Source organism: Streptomyces misionensis (assembly GCF_900104815.1).
In the GTDB taxonomy this organism is placed as follows: domain Bacteria; phylum Actinomycetota; class Actinomycetes; order Streptomycetales; family Streptomycetaceae; genus Streptomyces; species Streptomyces misionensis.
The window spans coordinates 5,681,579-5,705,046 of the sequence record NZ_FNTD01000004.1; the positions used below are offsets into that span (position 1 = coordinate 5,681,579).

Below are 23,468 nucleotides of genomic sequence, written 5' to 3' on the forward strand. Positions count from 1 at the left end.
CTCCTGGCCGGGGTCGGCGGGACTCGGCGGCCCGTCACGCGTCGACGGCGGCCGCGGGCGGCCGGAAGCAGGCGACGATGTCCTTGCCCCGGGGGCAGCGGTGGACCTCCCACTCGTGGGCGAGGGCGTCGACCAGCAGCAGCCCGCGCCCGCCCGGGGCGCCGGCGTCGGGGCGCCGTTGCTCGGGGAGCCTGGAATCGCCGTCGTGCACGGTCACATGGAGGCAGCCCTCGTCCCAGGTGAGGATCAGCTGCGCCGTGCTGCGGGCGTGCACGTGGGCGTTGGTGACGAGTTCGGAGACGGTCAGCAGTACCGAATCCACCAGCTCCGGCGCCGTCCGCGTCCAGCCGAGCGTCTCCAGATGCGCCCGTGTCCAGTCCCTGGCCGCTTTCACCCCGCTGCTCACGGGCAGGGTGCGTGCCCATCCCACAGCCTTCAACGAGGACCCGTCTTCCACTGTCTCCTCCTTCGGCGACCGGCCGTACCCCTTCCGTCTGCCCGCGTTCGGCGGATACACCTACCGGTGATGCGGGCGTCCGCGCCCGCCTCCGGCACACCGGGGACGGCCCGTCACGGCCGGGCGAGGGCCGCGAGCCGCAGCGCGGTGGCCGCCGTCACCACCTTCGTGAGCGACCCGGCGCGGACCAGCGCGTCGGTCGCGTCGTCCTCGGGCAGCCCGGCGAGCGCGGCCCGCCGCGCCCGCCTCCCACCGGGGCACCGCCCCGGACGCGGCGGCGACGGGCGCGGCGAGGGCGGCCGGGGCACCGGCGGACGGGGCCAGAGGAGGGCGCCCCACCCCGGTACCGCCCTAGGTAACTCGCCCTAGAAGTAAGGGAGTTGCAGGGGGCCTGCCCCTAGGGGAGTCGCCGCGGGAGCTGCCGGCGGGTCCTCCGCGGGAGTTCGCGGGGGGCCGAGCGCAGGTCGTGCAGGACGTCGATGCGGTTGGTGGTGATCGAGTCCACGCCCTGGTCCAGCAGCCGGGAGAGGGTGCGCCGGGTGTCCGGGGTCCAGACGGAGACGAGCTGCCCGTCCCGGTGGACGCGGGCGACCAGGTCCCGGTCCACCAGGGAGAAGCGGTAGTTGAGCCAGCGCGGGCGGATCGCGGCCAGCAGCGCGGGCCGGGGCGGGGCCAGCGTCGTCCAGGTCAGGGCGATCTCGGCGGCCGGGTCGGCGGCGCGGACGGTGAGCATGGTCTCGGCGCCCGCGCTGTAGTACACCCGCTCCCCGGCCCCGCTCTGCCGGACCACGTCCAGGATCCGGTCCATCGTCCGCCGGGTGACCGGCCCGCACAGGTCCACCATCACCCGGCTGTCACCGGTCGCGGCCAGCGCCTGCGCCAGCGTCGGCACCCGGCCGCCGGTGAGAGCGCGCACCTCCTCGGCGGACAGCGCGCCCAGCGGCCGGTCCAGCTCCCACAGCCGCTCCAGGGTGTCGTCGTGCAGCAGCACGGGCACGCCGTCCCGGGTGAGCCGTACGTCGATCTCGACCACGTCCGCGCCCCGGTCGAGCGCGGAACGCAGCGAGTCGACGGTGTTCTCGCGGAAGCGGTAGGGGTCGCCGCGGTGGGCCACGGCGGTCACGTTCTGCATGGCCCCCATTGTGGTGTGCCTCAGCCGGCGAGCCAGCGCGAGGTGTACGTGTCGATCTCCGCCCCGATCCGCGCCTTGCCCGCCGGGTCCAGGAAGGACGCCTCGACGGCGTTCTTGGCGAGGTCCGCGAGGCCGCGCTCGTCCAGGTCGAGGAGGCGGGCGGCCACCGCGTACTCGTTGTTCAGGTCGGTGCCGAACATCGGCGGGTCGTCGGAGTTGACCGTGATCAGCACGCCCGCCTTCGCGAACTCCTTGATCGGGTGCTCGTCCAGGCTGCGGACCGCGCGCGTGGCGATGTTGGAGGTCGGGCAGACCTCCAGCGGGATGCGCCGCTCGGCGAGGTGCGCGAGCAGCGCCGGGTCCTGCGCGGAGCTGGTGCCGTGCCCGATGCGCTCGGCGCGCAGCTCGCCCAGCGCGTCCCACACCGTCTGCGGGCCGGTGGTCTCGCCGGCGTGCGGCACGGAGCGCAGACCGGCGGCGATGGCCCGGTCGAAGTACGGCTTGAACTGCGGGCGGGGCACGCCGATCTCGGGGCCGCCCAGCCCGAACGACACCAGGCCCTCCGGGCGGATCCGGTCGTCGGTGGCGAGCCGGGCGGTCTCCTCGGCGGACTCCAGACCGGCCTCGCCGGGGATGTCGAAGCACCAGCGCAGCGCGGTGCCGAAGTCGGCCTCGGCGGCCTTGCGGGCGTCCTCGATCGCGGCCATGAAGGCCCGCTCGTCTATGCCGCGCCGGGTGGAGGAGTACGGCGTGATCGTCAGCTCGGCGTAGCGCACCTGCTGGCGGGCCAGGTCGCGGGCCACCTCGTAGGTGAGCAGCCGGACGTCCTCCGGCGTGCGGATCAGGTCCACCACCGACAGGTACACCTCGATGAAGTGCGCGAAGTCGGTGAAGGTGAAGTACTCGGCCAGGGCCTCGGGGTCGGTGGGCACCTTGGAGTCCCGGTGGCGGGCGGCCAGCTCCGAGACGATGCGGGGGGAGGCGGAGCCCACGTGGTGGACGTGCAGTTCGGCCTTGGGCAGTCCGGCGATGAACGCCCGCAGGTCGCGGTCGGCCGTGCCGGCGGCGGGTACGGAACTGTCGGTCAAGGGGTCCTCCCCGAGCAGGGCGCCGGCGGGCCCTCACGGGCGCGGCGCGGGTGATCGGCTGATCGTCGAAGGACATCGTAGGCCGGGGGAGGGGCGGCGGTGGGGCGCGGGTCCCGGGCGGGAGCCGGTGACGAGGGCGGTGCGCTTGCCTGTGGGACGGGGCGGCCGTGGTGGGGCGGAGGCGGGACGGCGGGCTCGGGGCGGCGGACCGGCGCCTGACGGGGGTGCCCGCGGCGGGACCGGCCGGTCCGGGGAGGCCTTAGCATGGCGGGACGAACGACCGAGGGGGAAGCGCGCGTGACAGACGGAACGCAGTCCAGTGGGGCGGCCGGGGGCGGCCACGACCCGTGGGCGCCGCCCGAGCAGCGGCCGTCGCTGGAGAAGAACCAGCCCACCGCACCGGCTCCGGCGCAGCCGCCCTCCGTGCACGACCAGGCCACCGTGACCGACCTGCCGACCGGCGGTCACGCGCAGCCCCATTTCGCCCCGCCCGGCCCGGGCTTCGGCGCGCCCACCCCGCCGCCGCCCGCGTTCGGAGCACCGGTCCCCGGCGCGGGCGAGCAGGTGCCGCCCCCGCCGATCGCGCCGACCGGCCCCGGCATGCCCCCGGCGCCCGCGCCCGCTCCGGCCCCCGGCGGGTACGGCTACCCCGGCTACCCGGCGGGGAGCTACGGCTGGACCGGCATGCCCATGGCCCCGCAGAACGGTATGGGCACCGCGGCGATGGTGCTCGGCATCCTGTCGATCTGCCTGTTCTGCCTGTACGGCGTCGTCTCCCTGGTGCTGGGCATCCTCGCGGTGGTCTTCGGCATCAAGGGCCGCCGACGGGCCGAGCGCGGCGAGGCCACCAACCACGGGCAGGCCCAGGCGGGCCTGATCATGGGCGTCATCGGCATCGTCGTCGGCGTCGCCATGATGGTGCTGCTGCTGGTGATCGGCATCAGCGCCTTCAACGACGACTCGTCCAGCTCCGACCCGTACTACGGCTCGGCCCACTCCCTCACGGCCACGGTCGCGACGGGACGCTGACCCACGGGCTCGGCGCCGCCGAGCCGATCCCGGTGGCCCGGCCCCTCGGCCACCGGCCCGCCGTCGGCCGGTCGGACGCGGTCCTGTTCGCGCGGACCGGCCCGGCACCGCGGTTCGGGCCGGCCGAGCCCGGCCCCGGATTCCCCAGACCCCGGGATTCCGGCTCTACCGCCCCGCCAGTTCCGCCCGTGCCTCCATCAGCGCGAAGCCCAGCAGGTTCAGGCCGCGCCAGTGTTCCGGGTCCGACGCCGCCTCGTCGGTCGCCGCCAGGCCGATGCCCCACACCCGGTCCAGCGGGCTCGCCTCGACCAGGACGCGGTCGCCCGTGCCCAGCAGGAAGGCGCGCAGGGCGTCGTCGGAGGCGAACTTGTGGACGCTGCCCTCGACCACGATGCGGAAGCGCTCCCGCTCCCATATCGCCTCGTCGAAGTCGCGGACCAGCCGGCCCGCCTTCTTGGCCTCGGCGGGATGGGCCGCGGACAGCACCCGCTCCTCCGCCCGCTCGTCGCCGAACAGACGGGCCTTGCCCGCCATCATCCAGTGCTCGGCCGTCGCATAGCGCTTTCCGTCGACCACGAACGGCGACGGCCACCACTGGCTGAGACAGCTCGCGCCGATCGTGCCGTCCGGCCGGGGCCGGTGGCCCCAGAAGTGCAGGTACTTCACGCGGGACCCCGCACGGACCTCGCTGACCAGGGCTTCCATCCCGTTGATCTTCCCCATGCACGCGAGTCTGGCACGCACCACTGACACACCGTCCGCCTTTTCCGTACCCGACTCGACACCTGGTCGACAGATTCCGTCGCGTAACCAAAAGGCAACAACGGAATCACTTGTTGGAGGCTAACGGCTCTGTCAGGATCGGCACTCAAATCGAGCTGGAGCTACGCCACCCACCCCTCACACGGGGTGCAGGGCGGAGGAGAGCGACATGCACAACCCGGGCACCGCCACCCAGGAACGATTTCCCGCCGAGGACCGTTTCGCCGACGGCGCGCAGTTCATCGACGGCCGTCTGACCAGGGGCACTTCGGGCCGCACCCACGCCGTGATCGACCCGGCCACCGGCACCGAGGTGTTCACCTACGACCTGGCCGGCACCGACGACGTCGACGCGGCCGTCGCCGCCGCGCGCGCCGCCTTCCCCGGCTGGGCCTCGGCCACCCCGGGCGAGCGCTCGGACGCCCTGCACCGCTTCGCCGCCGTGCTCGCCGACCGCGCCGAGGAGTTCGCCCGCGCCGAGTCCCTCCAGTGCGGCAAGCCGCTGAAGCTCAGCCGCGAGTTCGACGTCCCGGGGACCGTCGACAACACCGCCTTCTTCGCCGGTGCCGCCCGGCACCTCCAGGGGCAGTCGGCCGGCGAGTACTCCGGCGACCACACGTCGTACGTCCGGCGCGAGCCGATCGGCGTCGTCGGCTCCATCGCGCCCTGGAACTACCCGCTCCAGATGGCCGCCTGGAAGGTGCTGCCGGCGATCGCCGCGGGCAACACCATCGTGCTCAAGCCCGCCGAGCTGACCCCCCTGACCTCGCTGCTCTTCGCCCAGGCCGCCACCGCCGCGGGCCTCCCGGACGGTGTGATCAACATCGTCACCGGCACCGGCAGGGAGGCCGGCGAGCACCTGGTCGGCCACCCCGACGTGGCGATGACCTCCTTCACCGGGTCCACCGGCGTGGGCAAGCGCGTCGCCGAGGTCGCCACCGCGACCGTCAAGCGGCTCCACCTGGAACTGGGCGGCAAGGCCCCGTTCGTCGTCTTCGACGACGCCGACCTGGAGGCCGCCGTCCACGGCGCCGTCGCCGGCGCGCTCATCAACACCGGCCAGGACTGCACCGCCGCCACCCGCGCCTACGTACAGCGGCCGCTGTACGAGGAGTTCGTCGCGCGCACCGCCGCCCTGATGGAGACCGTGCGGCTCGGCGACCCGTTCGCCCCCGGCACCGACCTCGGCCCCCTCATCTCGCACGCCCAGCGCGACCGGGTCGCCGGCTTCGTGGACCGCGCCCGCGCCTACGCCCGCGTGGTGACCGGCGGCGAGGCCCCCGGCGGCGACCTGGCGAAGGGCGCCTACTACCGGCCCACCCTGATCGCCGACGCCCCGCAGGACAGCGAGATCGTCCAGTCCGAGATCTTCGGCCCGGTCCTGGTCGTCCTGCCCTTCGACAGCGACGACGAGGGCATCCGGCTGGCCAACGACACCCCCTACGGCCTCGCCGCCTCCGCCTGGAGCGGCAGCGTCTACCGGGCCAACCGCGCCACCCGCGACATCAAGGCGGGCTGCGTCTGGATCAACGATCACATCCCGATCATCAGCGAGATGCCGCACGGAGGCTACAAGGCGTCCGGCTTCGGCAAGGACATGTCGGTGTACTCCTTCGAGGAGTACACGCAGGTCAAGCACGTAATGTTCGACAATACGGCGGTGGCCCGCAAGGACTGGCACCGCACGATCTTCGGCGACCGGTAGGAGCCGCCGCCCCCTCGGCCGCGGAACCTCCCCCACCCGCGGCCCGCTCCTCCCCGGGTACCCCTCCCCTCCGAAAGGCCACCACGCGCATGGAGAGTTACGAGCCCGACCGCCTGACAGCGGTCGAACTGGCCGCCATACGCCGTAGTTTCCGCAGCGGCAGGGCCGCGCTGACCCGCCGTTCGCTGCTGCGCGCCTCCGTCGGGGGCGCGCTCGCGATCGGCGGACTCGGGACCCTGAGCGCCTGCGGCATCCCCGCCGCGACCAAGGACCAGGGCGGCGTCTCCGCCGACGACCACTCGGCCGACGAGAAGGTCGTCAACTTCTCCAACTGGCCCGAATACATCGACGTGGACGGCAAGGGCAAGCGCCACCCCACGCTCGACGCGTTCGCCAAGCGGTCCGGCATCCAGGTCAAGTACACCGAGGACATCAACGACAACGACGAGTTCTTCGGCAAGGTCCAGCCGGAGCTCGCCGCCGGCCAGGACACCGGCCGCGACCTCATCGTGCTCACCGACTGGCTCGCCGCCCGCATGATCCGGCTCGGGTACGTCCAGAAACTCGACGCGGCCAACCTGCCGCACGCCTTCGCCAACCTGTCGGACCAGTTCCGCGACCCCGACTGGGACCCCGGCCGCGCCTACTCCTACCCCTGGCAGGGCATCTCCACCGTCGTCGCCTTCAACAAGAAGGCGCTCGGCGGCATCGAGGTGAAGTCGGTCTCCGACCTGCTCGACAACCCCAGGCTCAAGGGCCGAGTCGGCATGCTGACCGAGATGCGCGACACCATCGGCATGGTCCTGCTCGACATGGGCAAGGACCCGGCCAAGTTCACCGACGACGACTACGACGCGGCCATCGCCCGCGTCCAGAAGGCCGTCGACAAGGGCCAGATCCGCCGCTTCACCGGCAACGACTACACGTCCGACCTGGCCAAGGGCGACATCGCCGCCTGTGTCGCCTGGGGCGGCGACATCGTCCAGCTCCAGGCGGACAACCCGGACGTCGACTACGTCATCCCGGACAGCGGCTACATGACGTCGACCGACAACCTGATGGTCCCGAACAAGGCGCGCCACAAGACGAACGCCGAGCGGCTCATCGACTACTACTACGAGCCCGGGCCCGCCGCCGAACTCGCCGCCTACGTCAACTACGTGAGCCCCGTCGCGGGAGTGGTTCCCTATCTCTCCAGGATCGACAAGTCGGCCGCGAGCAATCCGCTGATCGTGCCCGACAAGGCGATGCAGGCGAAGTCCCATGCCTTCCGCGCCCTCACGCAGAAGGAAGAGACCGCCTACCAGCAGAAGTTCTCGAAGCTCACAGGGGCGTGACGACCACGATGACGACAGACAACAGCGGCGACGTCCGCCTCTCCGGTATCGGCAAGACCTACGGCGCCTTCACCGCCGTACACCCGCTGGACCTGACCGTTCCCCAGGGTTCCTTCTTCGCCCTGCTCGGCGCGTCCGGCTGCGGCAAGACCACCACCCTGCGCATGATCGCGGGCCTGGAGCAGCCGACGAGCGGCACCGTGCACCTCGGCGACCAGGACGTCACCCACCTGCCGCCGTACAAGCGGCCGGTCAACACGGTCTTCCAGTCCTACGCGCTCTTCCCGCACCTCGACATCTTCGAGAACGTCGCCTTCGGGCTGCGCCGGCGCGGCATCAAGAGCGTCAAGAAGCAGGTGGAGGAGATGCTGGAGCTGGTCCAGCTCGGCGAGCAGGCGCGCAAGAAGCCGCACCAGCTCTCCGGCGGCCAGCAGCAGCGCGTCGCCGTCGCCCGCGCGCTGATCAACCACCCCAAGGTGCTGCTGCTGGACGAGCCGCTCGGCGCCCTCGACCTGAAGCTGCGCCGCCAGATGCAGCTGGAGCTCAAGCGCATCCAGACCGAGGTCGGCATCACCTTCATCCATGTCACGCACGACCAGGAGGAGGCCATGACCATGGCCGACACGGTCGCGGTGATGAACGGCGGCCGCGTCGAGCAGCTGGGCGCGCCCACCGACCTGTACGAGAACCCGAAGACCACCTTCGTCGCCAACTTCCTCGGCACCTCCAACCTGATCGAGGCCGAGGTCGACACCAAGGACGGCGAGGACGTCGTGGTCAAGGCCGGCGGCGGCAAGCTGGTGCTGCCCGCCGCGCGGTGCAGCGCGCCCGCCCCGGCCGGCGGCAAGGTGCTGGTCGGCATCCGCCCCGAGAAGATCGCGCTCGCCCACGCCGACGACGCGGGCGCCGTCCCCGAGGGTCGCAACCGCCTCACCGGGAAGATCGCCGACGCCAGTTTCATCGGCGTCTCCACCCAGTACGTCATCGACAGCCCGGCCTGCGCCGGACTCTCGGTCTACGTCCAGAACGTCGAGCGGGACGCCCGGCTGGTCCCCGGCGCGGACGTCGTCCTGCACTGGAGCCCCGCGCACACCTTCGGCCTCGACGCGACCCAGGCCATCGACGCGGGCACCGAGGAAGAGGTCGCCGCCTGATGCCGACGCTCACCGAGGCGCCCCCGCCGCTCGCCCCCGCCGCACCGGAGGCCAAGGCCCCCCGCAAACGCGGCCGGTTCACGCCGTACTGGCTGCTGCTGCCCGGCATCCTGTGGCTGATCGTCTTCTTCGCGCTGCCCCTGGTCTACCAGGCCTCCACGTCCGTGCAGACGGGCTCCCTGGAGGAGGGCTACAAGGTCACCTGGCACGTCGCGACCTACTGGGACGCCCTGTCCGAGTACTGGCCGCAGTTCCTGCGCTCCCTGTGCTACGCGGCCGGCGCCACCGTGCTCTGCCTGCTGCTCGGCTACCCGCTGGCCTATCTGATCGCGTTCCGCGCGGGCCGCTGGCGCAACCTGATCATGATCCTGGTGATCGCGCCGTTCTTCACCAGCTTCCTGATCCGCACCCTGGCCTGGAAGACGATCCTCGCGGACAACGGCCCGATCGTGCACGCGCTGAACTCGCTGCACGTCCTGGACCTCACCAACTGGCTCGGCTGGACGGCCGGCGACCGGGTGCTGGCCACCCCGCTCGCGGTGGTGTGCGGACTGACGTACAACTTCCTGCCGTTCATGATCCTGCCGCTGTACACCTCGCTGGAGCGGATCGACGGGCGGCTGCACGAGGCGGCCGGCGACCTGTACGCCAAGCCGTGGACCACCTTCCGCAAGGTGACCTTCCCGCTGTCGATGCCGGGCGTGGTCTCCGGCACGCTGCTCACGTTCATCCCGGCGGCCGGTGACTACGTCAACTCCGAACTCCTCGGCTCCACCGACACCCGCATGATCGGCAATGTGATCCAGACGCAGTTCCTGCGCATCCTGGACTATCCGACGGCCGCGGCCCTCTCCTTCATCCTCATGGCCGCGATCCTGGCCATGGTGACCATCTACATCCGCCGGTCCGGGACGGAGGACCTGGTCTAAATGCCCGTCGTCAACTGGCTCAAGCGCCATCTCGTCGTCATCGCGGGACTGTTCACCCTCGCCTATCTGCTGCTGCCGAACGTCATCGTCACGGTGTTCTCCTTCAACAAACCGAAGGGGCGCTTCAACTACCAGTGGCAGCGGTTCTCCCTGGACGCCTGGAAACAGCCGTGCGGCGTCGCCGACATGTGCGGCTCGCTGTCCATCAGCCTCCAGATCGCCGTCTGGGCGACGCTCGGCGCCACCGTCCTCGGCACGATGATCGCCTTCGCGCTGGTCCGCTACCGCTTCCGCGCCCGCGGCGCCATCAACTCGCTGATCTTCCTGCCGATGGCGATGCCCGAGGTCGTCATGGCCGCCTCCCTGCTCACCCTCTTCCTCAACCTGGGTGCGCAGCTCGGCTTCTGGACGATCCTGATCGCGCACATCATGTTCTGTCTCAGCTTCGTCGTCACCGCGGTCAAGGCGCGTGTGATGTCGATGGACCCGCGCCTGGAGGAGGCCGCCCGGGACCTGTACGCCGGGCCCGTGCAGACCTTCCTGCGGGTCACCCTGCCGATCGCGGCACCCGGAATCGCCGCGGGCGCGCTGCTGTCCTTCGCGCTGTCCTTCGACGATTTCATCATCACCAATTTCAATGCCGGTTCGACCGTCACCTTCCCCATGTTCGTGTGGGGTTCGGCGCAGCGCGGAACGCCCGTGCAGATCAATGTGATCGGTACGGCGATGTTCCTCCTCGCGGTGCTGTTCGTTCTGGTATCGATGCTGATCACGAACCGCCGTAACCATCAGAAGGCGTAAGCCGAAAAGCGCACAGCTTTGTAGGGAGTTGAAATCATGGCCCCAAGCGCCATGAGTCGTGGCAAAGACAACTGGATCGCCTCTCTCTCGGAAGCCCAGCCGGTCCCGTACTGGCTGGAAGACCCTGGAAAGCCGCAGCCGGAGCCCGCCCTGACCGGCCCCGAGACCTGCGACCTGCTGGTCGTCGGCGGCGGGTACAGCGGACTGTGGACCGCGCTGTGCGCCAAGGAGCGCGACCCGCGCCGGGACGTCGTCCTGCTGGAAGGCCGCGAGGTGGGCTGGGCCGCCTCCGGCCGCAACGGCGGCTTCTGCGCCGCCTCCCTCACCCACGGCCTGCCCAACGGCCTGACCCGCTGGCCCGACGAGATCCACAGACTGGAGGAGCTGGGCCGGCGCAACCTCGACGAGATCGAGGCGGCCGTGGCCCGGTACGGCATCGACTGCGAGTTCGAGCGCACCGGCGAGATCGACGTGGCCACCGAGACCTACCAGGCATGGGAGCTGCGCGACTGGCACCGGGAGCTGGAGGAGCGGGGCCTCGCGGACGGGATCGACTTCCTGGACGCCGACGCCGTGCGCGCCGAGGTGAACTCGCCGACCTTCCAGGCCGGTCTGTGGGACCGCAGGGGCGTCGCCATGCTGCACCCCGCGAAGCTCGCCTGGGGCCTGAAGCGCGCGTGCCTCCGGCTCGGGGTGCGGGTGTACGAGCACACGCCCGCGCTCACCCTGAGGCAGTACGGCGCCGGGATGGCGGTGCGCACCCCCTACGGCGCCGTACGGGCCCGCAAGGTGGCGCTCGGCACCAACATCTTCCCCAGCCTGCTGCGGCGTGTGCGCTCGTACACCGTCCCGGTCTACGACTACGCGCTGATGACCGAGCCGCTGAGCCCCGAGCAGCTGTCGGCCGTCGGCTGGCGGGGCAGACAGGGGCTGGGGGACAGCGCCAACCAGTTCCACTACTTCCGGCTGTCCGCGGACAACCGCATCCTGTGGGGCGGTTACGACGCCGTCCACCACTACGGCGGCCGGGTGCGGGCGGAGTACGACGACCGCCCGGAGACGTACGCCAAGCTCGCGGGGCACTTCTTCACCTGCTTCCCGCAGTTGGAGGGCCTGCGCTTCACCCACGCCTGGGGCGGCGCGATCGACACCTGCTCCCGCTTCTCGGCGTTCTTCGGCACCGCCCACCAGGACAAGGTGGCGTACGCCGCGGGCTACACCGGCCTCGGCGTCGGCGCGACCCGCTTCGGCGCCAACGTGATGCTGGACCTGCTGGACGGGGAGCGCACCGAGCGCACCGAACTGGAGATGGTGCGCAAGCGGCCGCTGCCGTTCCCGCCGGAGCCGTTCGCCTGGACCGGCATCGCCCTCACCAAGTGGTCCCTGGCCCGCGCGGACGCCCAGGGCGGCCGGCGGAACCTGTGGCTGCGCACGATGGACCGGCTGGGGCTGGGCTTCGACAGCTGACCGGTCGCGCGCGGCGCCGGACACCGCACGCCAGGTGATGTGACTCAGGTCACTTACCCGGGGTGTCGAACCCGCGTAATGCTCCCGCGCGGCCTCCCTCTCTCCCCCCGACGCGACCGCGTCGCCCATCCGGAGAGAGGGAGGCCCGCTGATGACGGGGACGAAGACGGCGGTGGAGTGGCTGGCGGCCGTGGCGCTGGACCCCGAGTCCTGCCGCTGGGAATGGGAGCGCAGCCCGCACGGGATCGCGCTGCTGCCCGCCGGCCGCGCCTGGGACGTGCTGATCCTGCCGGCCCACCTGGGCTATCCGACCCTGGACGTGCTGACCCGGCTGCTGGACCGGACGGGCCCGGTCCTCGCCGACTTCGGCGACAACCGGGTCGGCTTCTTCGTGCCGCCGGGCACCGCGGGCCGCTGGCTCGGCACCGGGGTGCGCACCGCGGGGGCCGGCACCTGGATCGTCGTACCGCACCCGGGCCGCACCACCCGGGGCGTGCGCTGGCTGGTGCCGCCGGACGGCTCGGGCACCCTGACCGACCCGGCGCTGCTGGAACTGGCGATGCACGAGGCGGCGGCCGGGCTGTTCACGGGCACCGGTGAGGACGGGTGACGCCCGGATGCCTTGACACCGGGATTGGTCTGGACCAAATTGAGTGCCGCTCCACCCTCCAACTCCCCCCTGCCCGGAGGCATTCGTGGACCGCACCAGACCCCTGCTCGCCCTCCTCACCGCGACGGCGCTGGCCGTGCCCGGCCTCACCGCGCTCTCGTCGGCCGCCCACGCCGCCGACGCGGACGTGGTCCAGAACGGCGGCTTCGAGTCCGGCCTGACCGGCTGGACCTGCTCGGCCGGAACGATCGTCAACTCGCCCGTGCACAGCGGAAGTTCCGCGCTCCAGGCCACACCGGCGGGCAGCGACAACGCCCAGTGCGCCCAGACGGTGACCGTCCAGCCGAACGCGCAGTACACGCTGTCCGGTTACGTCCGCGGCTCCTACGTCTACCTCGGCGCGAGCGGCACCGGCACCACCGACGTCTCCGCCTGGACGCAGTCGGCACCCGACTGGCAGAAGCTGGCCACCACCTTCACCACCGGCCCCTCCACCACCAAGGTGACTCTCTATACCCACGGTTGGTACGGCACCGGCGCCTACAACGCCGACGACATCTCGCTCGTCGGCCCCGGCGGCAGCGGCACCACACAGCCCCCCGCCGTGCCCGGCGGGCTGACCGCGTCCTCCGTCACCGCCTCCTCCGTCGCCCTGTCCTGGTCGGCGGTGCCCGGCGCCACCGGATACGCCGTCTACCGCGACGGGGTCAAGGTCCAGACGGCGAACGGGACTTCGGCGACCGTCACCGGCCTCACCGCCTCGACCGCGTACAGCTTCCAGGTCACGGCCGTCAACGCCGCGGGGGAGTCCGCGAAGTCGGCCGCGGTCACGGTGACGACGCCCGCGGGCGGCTCGGGCGGCGGGCCGGGCGGCGGTTCGGCCGGCCTCCCGGCGCACGCCCTGGTCGGCTACCTCCACGCCAGCTTCGCCAACGGGTCCGGCTACACCCGGCTCGCGGACGTCCCCGACAGCTGGGACGTCATCGACCTGGCCTTCGCCGAGCCGACCTCGGCGACCTCCGGGGACGTCGAGTTCAAGCGCTGCCCGGTCACCGACTGCCCCAACGCCGAGAGCGACGCCGACTTCAAGGCGGCCGTCAAGGCCAAGCAGGCGGCCGGCAAGAAGGTGCTGATCTCCATCGGCGGCCAGAACGGCCAGGTGCAGCTGACCACCACGGCGGCCCGGGACGCCTTCGTCTCCTCCGTCTCGAAGATCATCGACACCTACGGGCTGGACGGCCTCGACATCGACTTCGAGGGCCACTCGCTGTCCCTGGACACGAACGACACGGACTTCAAAAACCCCACCACGCCCGTGATCGTCAACCTCATCTCCGCGCTGAAGACCCTGAAGGCCAGGTACGGCTCCTCGTTCGTGCTGACCATGGCGCCGGAGACCTTCTTCGTGCAGAACGGCTACCAGTACTACGGCACCGGCAAGTGGGGCGGCCAGGACCCGCGCTGCGGCGCCTACCTCCCGGTGATCTACGCCCTGCGCGACGACCTCACCCTGCTGCACGTCCAGGACTACAACTCCGGCCCGATCATGGGCCTGGACAACCAGTACCACTCCATGGGCGGCGCCGACTTCCACATCGCCATGACCGACATGCTGCTCACCGGCTTCCCGGTGGCCGGCGACCCGAACAACGTCTTCCCGCCGCTGCGCCCCGACCAGGTGGCGATCGGCATGCCGGCCTCCACCAACGCGGGCAACGGCTACGTGGCCCCCGCCGAGGTCACCAAGACCCTGGACTGCCTGACCAGGAAGACCAACTGCGGCTCGTACCCCACCCATGGCACCTGGCCGGGCCTGCGCGGCCTGATGACCTGGTCGATCAACTGGGACCGCTACTCGAACTGGGAGTTCCAGAAGACGTTCGACGGCTACTTCGGCTGACCCCGGGCACCGCGGCGAGCGCGGTCAGCAGGACCGCGCTCAGGCACCAGCTCGCCAGCACGTCCAGCGGCCAGTGGTAGCCGTGGCGGACGAGGCCGTAGCCGACGCCGAGGACGAGGGCCGCGCAGAGCGCGAGCACGGTCCGGCGGGCGGCGCGGGAGCGGAGCCAGGACAGCAGCAGGAGGGTCGCCGAACCGTAGGCGACGGTCGCCGTCGCCGTGTGCCCGGAGGGGTAGTAGCCGACGGCCGGGGGCACCACGGGGGTCCCCGGCCGTGCGGCCCAGTCCTTCAGCGGGACCACCAGCGCGGGGAGCACCGCCATCAAGGCGGCGGCCGCGGCCGGCGGCAGCCACCAGCGGGGGTGCCCGGCGCCGCGGCCGCGCCACAGGGCGTGTCCGACGGCGACGGCGAGGACCGGCACGGCGACCTGGACGTTGCCGAGGTCGGAGAGGAACGCGGAGAACCCGTCCGGATGGACCAGGGCCCGGCTGAGCCGGGCGTCCGCGCGCAGCAGCGGGCCGTGCGTGACGACCTGCCAGGTGATCAGGGCGAAGAGGACGGCCGGGACACCGAGGAGCAGAGAGCGGCGGACTGGGTTCGACACGGGGCCCAGCTTGGCAGGCGGGCGCGGCGCGACAGGGGGCGGGGGCGCACCGGCGGGGAGCGGGGCCGGCCGGGAGGAGGAGGTCGGCCGCCCCGGAACAGGGGGGGGTGGTCACGGGGCGGCCGTCCGGACCGGAACGTCGCGCGCCCCGGGGGGTTTGGGGCGGCGACCGTCCGATCGGTGAGGAGATCCCGGCGTCAGGCGCCGGTTGTGTGCGCGAAGGCACGACCAGGTCGAAGCTGGGGAGGCCCCGGCCTGAAGTCGCCCACGGTCCCCCGTGGACGGGGTGCATCTCTCATCTGGGTAGAACCTACGGCAGGCCGCGGCGCTTGGGCAGACGGATTTCCGTCCCGTCATCCACCTCGCACACCTTCTTCACACGGCCTGCCGCAGCCGGAACTCGCCGCCTCAGATGCGGGCCAGGGCCTGCTCGACGACGTCGAGGCCCTCGTTGAGCAGGTCCTCGCCGATGACCAGCGGGGGCAGGAAGCGGACCACGTTGCCGTAGGTGCCGCAGGTGAGCACCAGCACGCCCTCCGCGTGGCAGGCCTTGGCCAGCGCCGCGGTGGCCTCCGGGTTCGGCTCCTTGGTGGTGCGGTCCTTGACCAGCTCGATGGCGATCATCGCGCCGCGGCCGCGCACGTCGCCGATGACGTCGAACTTCTCGGCCATGGCGGCGAGGCGACTCTTCATGATCTCCTCGATGCGCTTGGCCTTGCCGTTGAGGTCGAGCTCCTTCATGGTCTCGATGGCGCCGAGCGCACCGGCGCAGGCCACGGGGTTGCCGCCGTACGTGCCGCCGAGGCCGCCGGCGTGTGCGGCGTCCATGATCTCGGCGCGGCCGGTCACGGCGGCGAGCGGCAGACCGCCGGCGATGCCCTTGGCGGTGGTGATCAGGTCCGGGACGATGCCCTCGTCCTCACAGGCGAACCACTGCCCGGTCCGGCAGAAACCGGACTGGATCTCGTCGGCGACGAACACGATGCCGTTGTCGGCGGCGAACTGGCGGATGGCGGGCAGGAAGCCCTTGGCCGGCTCGATGAAGCCGCCCTCGCCGAGCACCGGCTCGATGATGATCGCGGCCACGTTGTCCGGGCCGACCTGCTTGGTGATCTGGTCGATGGCCTGCTTGGCGGCCTCGGGGCCGGCGTTCTCCGCACCGGTCGGCCAGCGGTAGCCGTAGGCGACCGGGACGCGGTACACCTCGGGCGCGAACGGGCCGAAGCCGTGCTTGTACGGCATGTTCTTCGCCGTCAGCGCCATGGTGAGGTTGGTGCGTCCGTGGTACCCGTGGTCGAACACCACGACGGCCTGCCGCTTGGTGTACGCACGCGCGATCTTGACGGCGTTCTCGACGGCCTCGGCGCCGGAGTTGAACAGCGCGGACTTCTTGGCGTGGTCACCCGGGGTGAGCTCGGCCAGCGCCTCGGCGACGGCGACGTAGCCCTCGTAGGGGGTGACCATGAAACAGGTGTGGGTGAAGTCCGCCAGCTGGGCGGAGGCGCGGCGCACGACGGCCTCGGCGGAGGCGCCGACGCTGGTCACGGCGATACCGGAGCCGAAGTCGATCAGGCTGTTGCCGTCCACGTCCTCGATGACACCGCCGCCGGCGCGCGTGACGAACACCGGCAGCGTGGAGCCCACGCCCTGGGCGACCACGGCGGTACGGCGGGCCTGCAGCTCCTGCGACTTCGGGCCGGGGATGGCGGTGACGACGCGGCGCTCCTGCGGAAGTGCGGTCATGCGGGGCTCCTGGGGGTATTACGGACGCTTGCCTTCTTTTCGCAGGCTAGGACGGGTACGGGGCCCTGGGCATGCTCCATGTGGGCGTTGTCCCGCCCCGCCCTTGTCCGCGGTGGACATAGCGAGCGTATGACCCCACGGGACCTGCCGTCCGCGCCGACGGCCGTGTATGCGGTGAACTCCCCTTCCCGGGGCACTACATTGCTCGCTGACGGTGCACGGAGCGGCTGGTCAGGGGGCAGGGCGGATGCAGAACGAGGGAAAGCGGAACACACGCGAGAGCGGTACGGGGCCGGTACCGCATCCGTCACCGCCGATGGAGACGGGCGTGCCGCCGCTGCCGACGCAGGCGCCGGCCGTGCCACCGCCTCCTGCGGCGGCCCCGCGCGTACCGTCCGTCGACCACGCCCCGCCGTCCGCGCACCCCCGCTCCCCGGTCGCCGACTGGCTCGACGAGCCGCGGCCGGACGCCGAGCCGGGCATCTGGCGCCAGGGCTACCGCCGACCCAAGAGCCCGCGCCAGGAACAGCGCCTGGCCCCCGTCACCATCGTCGGCTTCTTCGTTCCCCTGGCGGCGGGGCTGCTCGTGTGGTCGCTGTGGCGGCACGGCAGCATCCCCTACCAGTGGGCCGTCCTGAAGCTGCTCACCCCCGACGGCTGGTGGTGGGCAGGAACCACGTCGCCCAAGGGATACCAGGGCGCCGAGGCCATCACGGTCGCCAACGGCGTGTTCTTCGCGATCCTCGTCTTCGCCATGGCTCGCCTGGGCAGTTGGCGCGACATCGTCCGGCACGTCATCACCCGTCGCCCACAGCCCATGCGCGCCCTCATCGCGGCCCTGGGCGCGCTCGTCGCGCTCGCCTTCGTGTTCCCGAAGGCATTCGGCCTGGGCTGGGACGCGTTGCCCGTCCAAGATCCAGCGTTCTCCCTCATCGTCCTCGTCACGGGCAGCTACACCATCTTCGGTTCGGTGGCCTTCACCGACGGTCTCTACGCGCTGATCACCCTGCTGGTGCTGTGGCCCTTCGCCCGGATCGGCGGTTGGTGGCCGTACGCGAAGGAGTTGCTCGCCGCACGTGAGCGGGCGAAGACCGCCGGACCCGCGCTGCCGGCCGTCGAACGGCGGCCCTCGCACTGGCCGGAACTGCGGGAGGCGGGCCAGCACCAAGCGGCCGACCTGCTCACCGCCGAGGTGTACGCCGGCCGGATGAACGACGTGGACTGCTCCAGGATCGGCCATATGTGGACCGCGGCCCGGGCACGCGCCCGGCTGTCGGCGTTCACCGACACGGTGCTGCGCGAGGGCGCCGCCGCCTGGATCCATCCCTCCGGCGCCCGCGATCTGCCGGACCGGACCGCCCGGCACGACCTGCTCGCCGGCCAGGTGCGCCTCGGCCGGTGGGTCGCGGGCGAGCGCACTCCGGTCGCCTATGCCGGTGCCGGCGCCGCGCTCGCACCGGACACCCTGGGCACCTCGCTGCTGGCTGTCGGGCCCTCGGGCTCAGGCAAGACCCGCCATCTGATCCGGCCCGTCGTCGAGTCGCTCGGCCTCCAGGCACTCGCCGGACAGTGCACCGTCGTCGCCGTCTGCGCGGCCGGCACCTCGCTCGGCCCCGACTCCGCCTTCGACGTCGTCGTACGCCTCGGCGACCCCGCTTCGCTGTACGACCTCGACCCGTACGCGGAATCCGGCGACCCGGACGAGGCGGCCGCCTTCCTCGCGGAGGGGCTGGTCGGCGACCTGGAGGCGGTGAGCGGACAGCGGGCCGGCACCGCACTGGCCCAGCTCCTCGGGCCGTACCGAGCGGTGTACGGACGCTTCCCGACCCTGCCCGAACTGAGGGAACTCCTGGAGGGCGATCCGTCGGCCCTGGGCGCGCTGCGGGCAGGGCTCGCGGGGGACGAGCACACGGTGATGCGCCGCGAACTCGAGGCACGCGTCCGCCAGACGGGCAGCCCGGGTGACCCCGGCCCGGTCCTGGCCGACCGGCTCGCGGTGCTGGACCGGCCGGCGTTCGCCCGGTTCTTCGGCGCGGAAGGAGGGGAGGCCCGGCCGTTCTCGCTGCGCGCCGTCGCCCACCATCCGCTGCGGGTCCGCATCGACCTGCCCGATCGGGGACACGAGGAGGTGTCCCGGATCGTCACCAGGCTGCTGCTCGCGCAGTTCGGCGTCGTCGCGACGGCGGGCGAGCGAGCGCACTTCGCCTGCCTCGTCCTGGACGACGCCACCGGCGCGGTGACGGCCGAGTCCGTGCGGCGCATCCAGCGCCTGCGCTCCCGCAACGCGGGCGTGGTGCTCGCCCTGCGCACCGTCGGGGACGTCCCCGAGGCGCTGCACGGACCGCTGTACGCCGCCGTCGGCTGCCGCATGGCCTTCGCGGGGGTCACCACGTGGGACGGCAGCAGGTTCGCGGACGCCTGGGGCACCCAGTGGGTGGAGACCCGGGACGTGGCCCGGCACACCGTGTTCGCGGACCAGCCGATGACCCGCGCGATCCACGCCCTGCGCAAGCTGATCACGGGTAAGGCGGTGACGACCGAGGCCGTCACCGTCCGCCAAGTCGAACGCGAGCGCTGGTCCGCGTCCGAGTTGGCGCACGGGGTGCCGGCCGGGCACGCGGTGTTGTCGTTGAGCAGTGTGCGGGGGGAGCACGCGCCGCCGTTGCTGGTGGATCTGCGGGGCTGAGGGCCAGCGGGCGATCGTACGGTGAGGCAGAATCGGCGTAGGCCGTTCATACGCGGCGGCCAAGATTCAGCACTCCGCCACCACCGTGAAGGCCCCATGCCCCCGACCCTCGCCTCGCTCGTCCACCACTCGGCGCTGAAGCTGACCGTGCGCGCCGGCGAGGACCGCCTCGACGTGCCCGTGCGCTGGGCACACGTCAGCGAGCTGGCCGACCCCGTGCCGTACATGGAGGGCGGCGAGCTGCTGCTGATCACCGCGCTCAAGCTGGACGCGGAGGACCCCGAGGCCATGCGCCGGTACGTGCGGCGGCTGGCCGGCGCGGGCGTGGTCGGGCTGGGGTTCGCCGTCGGGGTCAACTACGAGGAGATCCCCGAGGCACTCGTCACCGCCTGCGCGCAGGAGCCGCTGCCGCTCCTGGAGGTGCCCCGCCGCACCCCCTTCCTCGCCATCAGCAAGGCCGTCTCCGCCGCCATCGCCGCCGACCAGTACCGCGCGGTCACCGCGGGCTTCGCCGCCCAGCGCGAGCTGACCAAGCAGGCCCTGAACGCCGGCCCCGAGGGCCTGCTCGCCGCGCTCGCCGCGCAGGTCGACGGGTGGGCGGCGCTGTACGACGCCTCGGGCACCGTCGTCGCCGCGGCCCCCGAGTGGGCCGGCCGGCGCGCCGCCCGGCTCACCGGGGAGGTGGAACGGCTCCGCGAGCGGCCCGCCCCCGCCTCCTCCGTGGTCGGCGGCCCCGAACACGAGGACCGGGTCGAGCTCCACTCCCTGGGCACCGGCCGCCGCCCGCGCGCCGCGCTCGCCGTGGGCACCGCCGCCGCCCTCGGCACCGCCGAGCGGTACGCCGTGCACTCCGCCATCGCCCTGCTCACCCTCACCACCGAGCGCTCCCGCTCCCTGCACGCCGCCGAACAGCGCGTCGGCACCGCCGTGCTGCGCATGCTGCTCGCCGGGGAGCCCGACCACGCCCGCGCCGTCGCCGGGGACCTGTACGGCGGGCTGCTGGACGCGCCGTTCCGGATGATCGTCGCGGAGTCGGTGCCCGGGCCTCGCGGCACGGCGGGAGGCGGCGACCGGCTCGGCGTCCTCGCGGAGACCGTGGAGGCGGCCGCCGCGCGCTCCGGCGAGGCGGTCCTGGTCGTGCCCGAGGGGGAGCGGCTGGTGGCGCTGGCCGCCGACGGCGGCGCCGCGGTGGCCGCCTGCACCGACTGGGCGGCGGAACTGGAGGCGGCCCGCGCGCTGCCCGAGCACGCCGCCGCCGACGAGGACGACGTCGTCGTCGGACTGTCCGCGCCGGCCGGTCCGATCGCCGCCGCGGCCGCCTACAAGCAGGCCGAGCAGTCGCTGTCGGTCGCCCGGCGCCGGGGCCGGGTGCTGGTGGAGCACGAACGGCTGGCCGCCGGCTCGGTGCTGCCGCTGCTCGCGGACGACGCGGTGAAGGCGTTCGCCGACGGACTGCTGCGCGCGCTGCACGAGCACGACGCCACCGGCCGCGGGGACCTGGTCGCCTCGCTGCGGGCGTGGCTGTCCCGGCACGGGCAGTGGGACGCGGCCGCCGCCGACCTGGGCGTGCACCGGCACACGCTGCGTTACCGGATGCGCCGGGTCGAGGAGATCCTGGGGCGTTCGCTGGACGACCCCGACGTCCGCATGGAGCTGTGGCTCGCCCTGAAGACCACTTCCGCGGAGTAGTGGTCCGCCGGACGGCGAGCAGTAGTCCATTCAGTAGTACCGGGGCCGCCTACTGCTACGGCACGGACAAGCGACCCCCGGCCCCTGCCGCCCTACCGTGGAGCACGAAAGCCAAGGACGCCCCCAAACGCGGAAAGGCCGGGAATCGCACATGACTTCCACCCACGCCTTCTGGCTCGCCGGCCGCCAGGTCACCGGCGACGACACCTTCGACGTCACCTCGTCGTGGGACGGCCGGCTCGTCGGCACCGTCAGCGTGCCGACCGACGCCCAGGTCGAGGAGGCCGTGGCCGCCGCGTACGCCGTCCGGGACGAGTTCGCCGCGACCCCGGCCCACGTGCGCGCCGCCGCCCTCGACCACGTGGCCAAGCGCCTGGTCGAGCGCACCGAGGAGATCGGCCGGCTGATCTCCGCCGAGAACGGCAAGCCCATCAAGTGGGCCCGCGGCGAGGTCGGCCGCGCCGCGTCCGTGTTCCGCTTCGCCGCGGAGGAGGCCCGCCGGTTCAACGGCGGCGACGCCCAGCGGCTCGACACCGACGCCGGCGGCCAGGGCCGCCTCGCCCTCACCCGGCGTTTCCCCCGGGGCGTCGTGCTCGGCATCGCGCCGTTCAACTTCCCGCTGAACCTGTGCGCCCACAAGGTCGCCCCGGCGATCGCGGCCGGCGCCCCGATCATCCTCAAGCCGGCCCCGGCCACCCCGCTGTCCGGCCTGGTCATCGGCGAGCTGCTGGCCGAGACCGACCTGCCGGCCGGCTCCTGGTCGATCCTCCCCGTCCCGAACGACAAGATGCCCGCCCTCGTCCAGGACGAGCGCCTGCCGGTCATCTCCTTCACCGGTTCCGAGAAGGTCGGCTACGCGATCATGGACTCGGTGCCGCGCAAGCACTGCACGCTGGAGCTCGGCGGCAACGGCGCGGCCGTGGTCCTCGGCGACTACGCCTCCGACGCCGACCTGGACTGGGCCGCGAACCGCATCGCGACCTTCTCCAACTACCAGGGCGGCCAGTCCTGCATCTCCGTGCAGCGCGTGATCGCCGACGCCGCCGTGTACGACCGGCTGCTGCCGCGCGTCGTGGCCGCCGTCGAGGCCCAGGTCACCGGTGACCCCAACGACGACAAGACCGACGTCGGCCCGCTGGTCAGCGAGGAGGCCGCCAAGCGCGTGGAGTCCTGGGTGACGGAGGCCGTCGAGGCCGGCGCCACGCTGCTCACCGGTGGGGTCCGCGACGGCGCCTCGTACGCGCCGACCGTGCTCACCGACCTCCCGGCGGACGTCACCCTCGCCCACGAGGAGGTCTTCGGGCCGGTCCTGTCCGTGCAGAAGGTGGACGGCGAGGCCGAGGCGTTCGCCGCGGTCAACGACTCCAAGTACGGCCTCCAGGCGGGCGTGTTCACCCACGACCTCGAGGCCGCCTTCCGCGCCCACCGCGCCCTGGAGGTCGGCGGCGTGGTCATCGGCGACGTCCCCTCCTACCGCGCCGACCAGATGCCGTACGGCGGCGCCAAGCAGTCCGGCGTCGGCCGCGAGGGCGTCCGCTCCGCGATGGAGGACTACACCTACGAGCGCGTCCTGGTCCTCACCGGCCTCGCGCTCTGACCCACCGAGACGGACCTGTCCGGCGGAGCCGATCGGCGTCGGGCCGGTCCCCTGGGGTCCCGGCCTGCCACGGACAGGTCGGAACGGAACGGCCGCAGCCCACTGTGCGGGGGCTGCGGCCGTTCCGCTTTCCGTGGCCCCGGGCCGGCTCGCCCTGGCCCGGCGCCTCACGCCTGAAGCGGCCTCGTGAAGCCGCGCAGGACGGCGAGGAGGTGGGCGCGGAGTTCGGCGGAGGCCGGTGGAGGCGCGCCCGCGCCCGCCAGCCGGTCGAAGACGAGGCCGTCCAGGAAGGCCACGAACACCGGTGCCTGGGAGGGTGGATCGGACGCGCCCGCCGCGGTGAGCAGTTCCCGGGCCACGGCCCGGTGGGCCTTGCCCGCGGTGGCGAGGACGGTGTGCAGTTCGGGTCGCCGCGTGGACTCCAGGGACAGTTCGTAGCGCGCCAGCATGCGTTCGCGGCCGGCGGTGACCAGGTGTTCGACCAGGTCGGCGACGGCCGCGGCGATGGAGGCCAGGTCCGCCGGTTCCGTGATGGCCGGGCGCTCGGCCACATCGGCGAGATCGATCTCGGCCAGCCGGTCGACCGCCGCCCGCAGCAGCGCCTGCCGGGTGGGGAAGTAGTACGAACACGTCCCCGCGGGCACCCCCGCCGTCTCTTCGACGGCGCGATGGGTCAGACCGCGCATCCCCGCCCGGGCCAGCGTGCTGATCGCCGCGTCGGCCAGTCGCAGCCGTCTTGTCGTGGGCTCGGCCACCGTGTCCCTCCCTGCCTGCACGC

At 72.5% G+C, this 23,468-nt stretch carries 19 protein-coding genes and 1 pseudogene; 12 read left to right on the forward strand and 8 right to left on the reverse strand.

All coding sequences use genetic code 11. The features are described from left to right. Nucleotides 1–34: 34 nt before the first annotated feature. The 4 genes and pseudogenes from BLW85_RS27685 to BLW85_RS27700 all read right to left on the reverse strand — a co-directional run bounded on the left by BLW85_RS27685 (nucleotide 35) and on the right by BLW85_RS27700 (nucleotide 2,753). Nucleotides 35–457 (reverse strand): ATP-binding protein, encoded by a 423-nt coding sequence (locus tag BLW85_RS27685; RefSeq protein ID WP_070022250.1) that lies wholly within the window; start codon nucleotides 455–457, stop codon nucleotides 35–37. 113 nt (nucleotides 458–570) lie between these two features. Next, nucleotides 571–765, reverse strand: a complete 195-nt coding sequence (locus BLW85_RS27690) for a hypothetical protein (protein WP_074993539.1) — start codon at nucleotides 763–765, stop codon at nucleotides 571–573. 89 nt (nucleotides 766–854) lie between these two features. Next, the gene (locus BLW85_RS27695) at nucleotides 855–1,589 is read right to left on the reverse strand and encodes a glycerophosphodiester phosphodiesterase (RefSeq protein WP_074996231.1); all 735 of its coding nucleotides are present in this window, start codon (nucleotides 1,587–1,589) and stop codon (nucleotides 855–857) included. 20 nt (nucleotides 1,590–1,609) lie between these two features. Next, nucleotides 1,610–2,753, reverse strand: a pseudogene (locus BLW85_RS27700) (adenosine deaminase). Between the two features lie 221 nt (nucleotides 2,754–2,974). Here BLW85_RS27700 and BLW85_RS27705 point away from each other — a divergent pair. Then, complete coding sequence (locus tag BLW85_RS27705) at nucleotides 2,975–3,706, forward strand: DUF4190 domain-containing protein (RefSeq protein ID WP_239697707.1); 732 nt, start codon at nucleotides 2,975–2,977, stop codon at nucleotides 3,704–3,706. A 165-nt stretch (nucleotides 3,707–3,871) separates the two neighbouring features. Here BLW85_RS27705 and BLW85_RS27710 read toward each other — a convergent pair whose 3' ends face one another. Beyond that, nucleotides 3,872–4,429 (reverse strand): NADAR family protein, encoded by a 558-nt coding sequence (locus BLW85_RS27710; protein ID WP_070022242.1) that lies wholly within the window; start codon nucleotides 4,427–4,429, stop codon nucleotides 3,872–3,874. A gap of 208 nt (nucleotides 4,430–4,637) precedes the next feature. On the opposite strand from BLW85_RS27710, the gene BLW85_RS27715 reads away from it, so the two are divergent. The 8 genes from BLW85_RS27715 (at nucleotide 4,638) to BLW85_RS27750 (ending at nucleotide 14,371) form a co-directional block, all read left to right on the forward strand. Beyond that, entirely contained in the window at nucleotides 4,638–6,173 is a 1,536-nt protein-coding gene (locus tag BLW85_RS27715) for a gamma-aminobutyraldehyde dehydrogenase (RefSeq protein WP_074993544.1), read from the forward strand. An 89-nt stretch (nucleotides 6,174–6,262) separates the two neighbouring features. Continuing rightward, on the forward strand, nucleotides 6,263–7,510 hold the full coding sequence (locus BLW85_RS27720; RefSeq protein WP_074993546.1) for a polyamine ABC transporter substrate-binding protein: 1,248 nt from the start codon (nucleotides 6,263–6,265) through the stop codon (nucleotides 7,508–7,510). 8 nt (nucleotides 7,511–7,518) lie between these two features. Next, nucleotides 7,519–8,664 carry an ABC transporter ATP-binding protein gene (locus BLW85_RS27725; protein WP_070022344.1) on the forward strand — a complete coding sequence of 382 codons (1,146 nt, stop codon included), beginning with the start codon at nucleotides 7,519–7,521 and terminating at the stop codon, nucleotides 8,662–8,664. Next, nucleotides 8,664–9,593: an ABC transporter permease gene (locus tag BLW85_RS27730; RefSeq protein ID WP_074993548.1), complete on the forward strand. Its 930-nt coding sequence runs from the start codon at nucleotides 8,664–8,666 to the stop codon at nucleotides 9,591–9,593. Before BLW85_RS27725 ends, BLW85_RS27730 begins: the two co-directional genes overlap by 1 nt. Beyond that, on the forward strand, nucleotides 9,594–10,394 hold the full coding sequence (locus tag BLW85_RS27735) for an ABC transporter permease (RefSeq protein WP_070022232.1): 801 nt from the start codon (nucleotides 9,594–9,596) through the stop codon (nucleotides 10,392–10,394). It abuts the gene before it with no gap. 36 nt (nucleotides 10,395–10,430) lie between these two features. Next, entirely contained in the window at nucleotides 10,431–11,861 is a 1,431-nt protein-coding gene (locus BLW85_RS27740) for an NAD(P)/FAD-dependent oxidoreductase (RefSeq protein WP_070022230.1), read from the forward strand. Between the two features lie 151 nt (nucleotides 11,862–12,012). Next, entirely contained in the window at nucleotides 12,013–12,471 is a 459-nt protein-coding gene (locus tag BLW85_RS27745; protein WP_074993550.1) for a hypothetical protein, read from the forward strand. A gap of 85 nt (nucleotides 12,472–12,556) precedes the next feature. Then, on the forward strand, nucleotides 12,557–14,371 hold the full coding sequence (locus BLW85_RS27750) for a chitinase (RefSeq protein WP_074993552.1): 1,815 nt from the start codon (nucleotides 12,557–12,559) through the stop codon (nucleotides 14,369–14,371). Here BLW85_RS27750 and BLW85_RS27755 read toward each other — a convergent pair. After that, nucleotides 14,310–14,984, reverse strand: a complete 675-nt coding sequence (locus BLW85_RS27755; RefSeq protein ID WP_425275373.1) for a phosphatase PAP2 family protein — start codon at nucleotides 14,982–14,984, stop codon at nucleotides 14,310–14,312. The genes BLW85_RS27750 and BLW85_RS27755 overlap by 62 nt on opposite strands. A gap of 399 nt (nucleotides 14,985–15,383) precedes the next feature. Continuing rightward, entirely contained in the window at nucleotides 15,384–16,718 is a 1,335-nt protein-coding gene (gene gabT / locus BLW85_RS27760; protein ID WP_074993554.1) for a 4-aminobutyrate--2-oxoglutarate transaminase, read from the reverse strand. 247 nt (nucleotides 16,719–16,965) lie between these two features. Between gabT and BLW85_RS27765 the strand changes: the two genes are divergently transcribed. From BLW85_RS27765 to BLW85_RS27775, 3 genes are all read left to right on the forward strand, one after another. Continuing rightward, on the forward strand, nucleotides 16,966–19,404 hold the full coding sequence (locus tag BLW85_RS27765) for a type IV secretory system conjugative DNA transfer family protein (RefSeq protein WP_074993556.1): 2,439 nt from the start codon (nucleotides 16,966–16,968) through the stop codon (nucleotides 19,402–19,404). Nucleotides 19,405–19,500: 96 nt separating this feature from the next. Beyond that, a complete protein-coding gene (locus BLW85_RS27770; RefSeq protein ID WP_074993559.1) occupies nucleotides 19,501–21,093 on the forward strand; it encodes a PucR family transcriptional regulator in 1,593 nt (530 codons plus the stop codon). 151 nt (nucleotides 21,094–21,244) lie between these two features. Further along, nucleotides 21,245–22,690: an aldehyde dehydrogenase family protein gene (locus BLW85_RS27775; RefSeq protein ID WP_074993562.1), complete on the forward strand. Its 1,446-nt coding sequence runs from the start codon at nucleotides 21,245–21,247 to the stop codon at nucleotides 22,688–22,690. A 167-nt stretch (nucleotides 22,691–22,857) separates the two neighbouring features. Here BLW85_RS27775 and BLW85_RS27780 read toward each other — a convergent pair whose 3' ends face one another. Continuing rightward, entirely contained in the window at nucleotides 22,858–23,466 is a 609-nt protein-coding gene (locus BLW85_RS27780; protein ID WP_208624906.1) for a TetR/AcrR family transcriptional regulator, read from the reverse strand. Between the last annotated feature and the right edge of the window lie 2 nt (nucleotides 23,467–23,468).

Excerpts from the sequence above, each read along its gene's own strand:
- BLW85_RS27695 (WP_074996231.1), bottom strand. The coding sequence starts at position 1,589 with ATGCAGAACGTGACCGCCGTGGCCCACCGCGGCGACCCCTACCGCTTC.
- BLW85_RS27710 (WP_070022242.1), bottom strand. The coding sequence starts at position 4,429 with ATGGGGAAGATCAACGGGATGGAAGCCCTGGTCAGCGAGGTCCGTGCG.
- BLW85_RS27715 (WP_074993544.1), top strand. The coding sequence starts at position 4,638 with ATGCACAACCCGGGCACCGCCACCCAGGAACGATTTCCCGCCGAGGAC.
- BLW85_RS27720 (WP_074993546.1), top strand. The coding sequence starts at position 6,263 with ATGGAGAGTTACGAGCCCGACCGCCTGACAGCGGTCGAACTGGCCGCC.
- BLW85_RS27725 (WP_070022344.1), top strand. The coding sequence starts at position 7,519 with ATGACGACAGACAACAGCGGCGACGTCCGCCTCTCCGGTATCGGCAAG.
- BLW85_RS27730 (WP_074993548.1), top strand. The coding sequence starts at position 8,664 with ATGCCGACGCTCACCGAGGCGCCCCCGCCGCTCGCCCCCGCCGCACCG.
- BLW85_RS27735 (WP_070022232.1), top strand. The coding sequence starts at position 9,594 with ATGCCCGTCGTCAACTGGCTCAAGCGCCATCTCGTCGTCATCGCGGGA.
- BLW85_RS27740 (WP_070022230.1), top strand. The coding sequence starts at position 10,431 with ATGGCCCCAAGCGCCATGAGTCGTGGCAAAGACAACTGGATCGCCTCT.
- BLW85_RS27745 (WP_074993550.1), top strand. The coding sequence starts at position 12,013 with ATGACGGGGACGAAGACGGCGGTGGAGTGGCTGGCGGCCGTGGCGCTG.
- gabT (WP_074993554.1), bottom strand. The coding sequence starts at position 16,718 with ATGACCGCACTTCCGCAGGAGCGCCGCGTCGTCACCGCCATCCCCGGC.
- BLW85_RS27765 (WP_074993556.1), top strand. The coding sequence starts at position 16,966 with ATGCAGAACGAGGGAAAGCGGAACACACGCGAGAGCGGTACGGGGCCG.
- BLW85_RS27770 (WP_074993559.1), top strand. The coding sequence starts at position 19,501 with ATGCCCCCGACCCTCGCCTCGCTCGTCCACCACTCGGCGCTGAAGCTG.
- BLW85_RS27775 (WP_074993562.1), top strand. The coding sequence starts at position 21,245 with ATGACTTCCACCCACGCCTTCTGGCTCGCCGGCCGCCAGGTCACCGGC.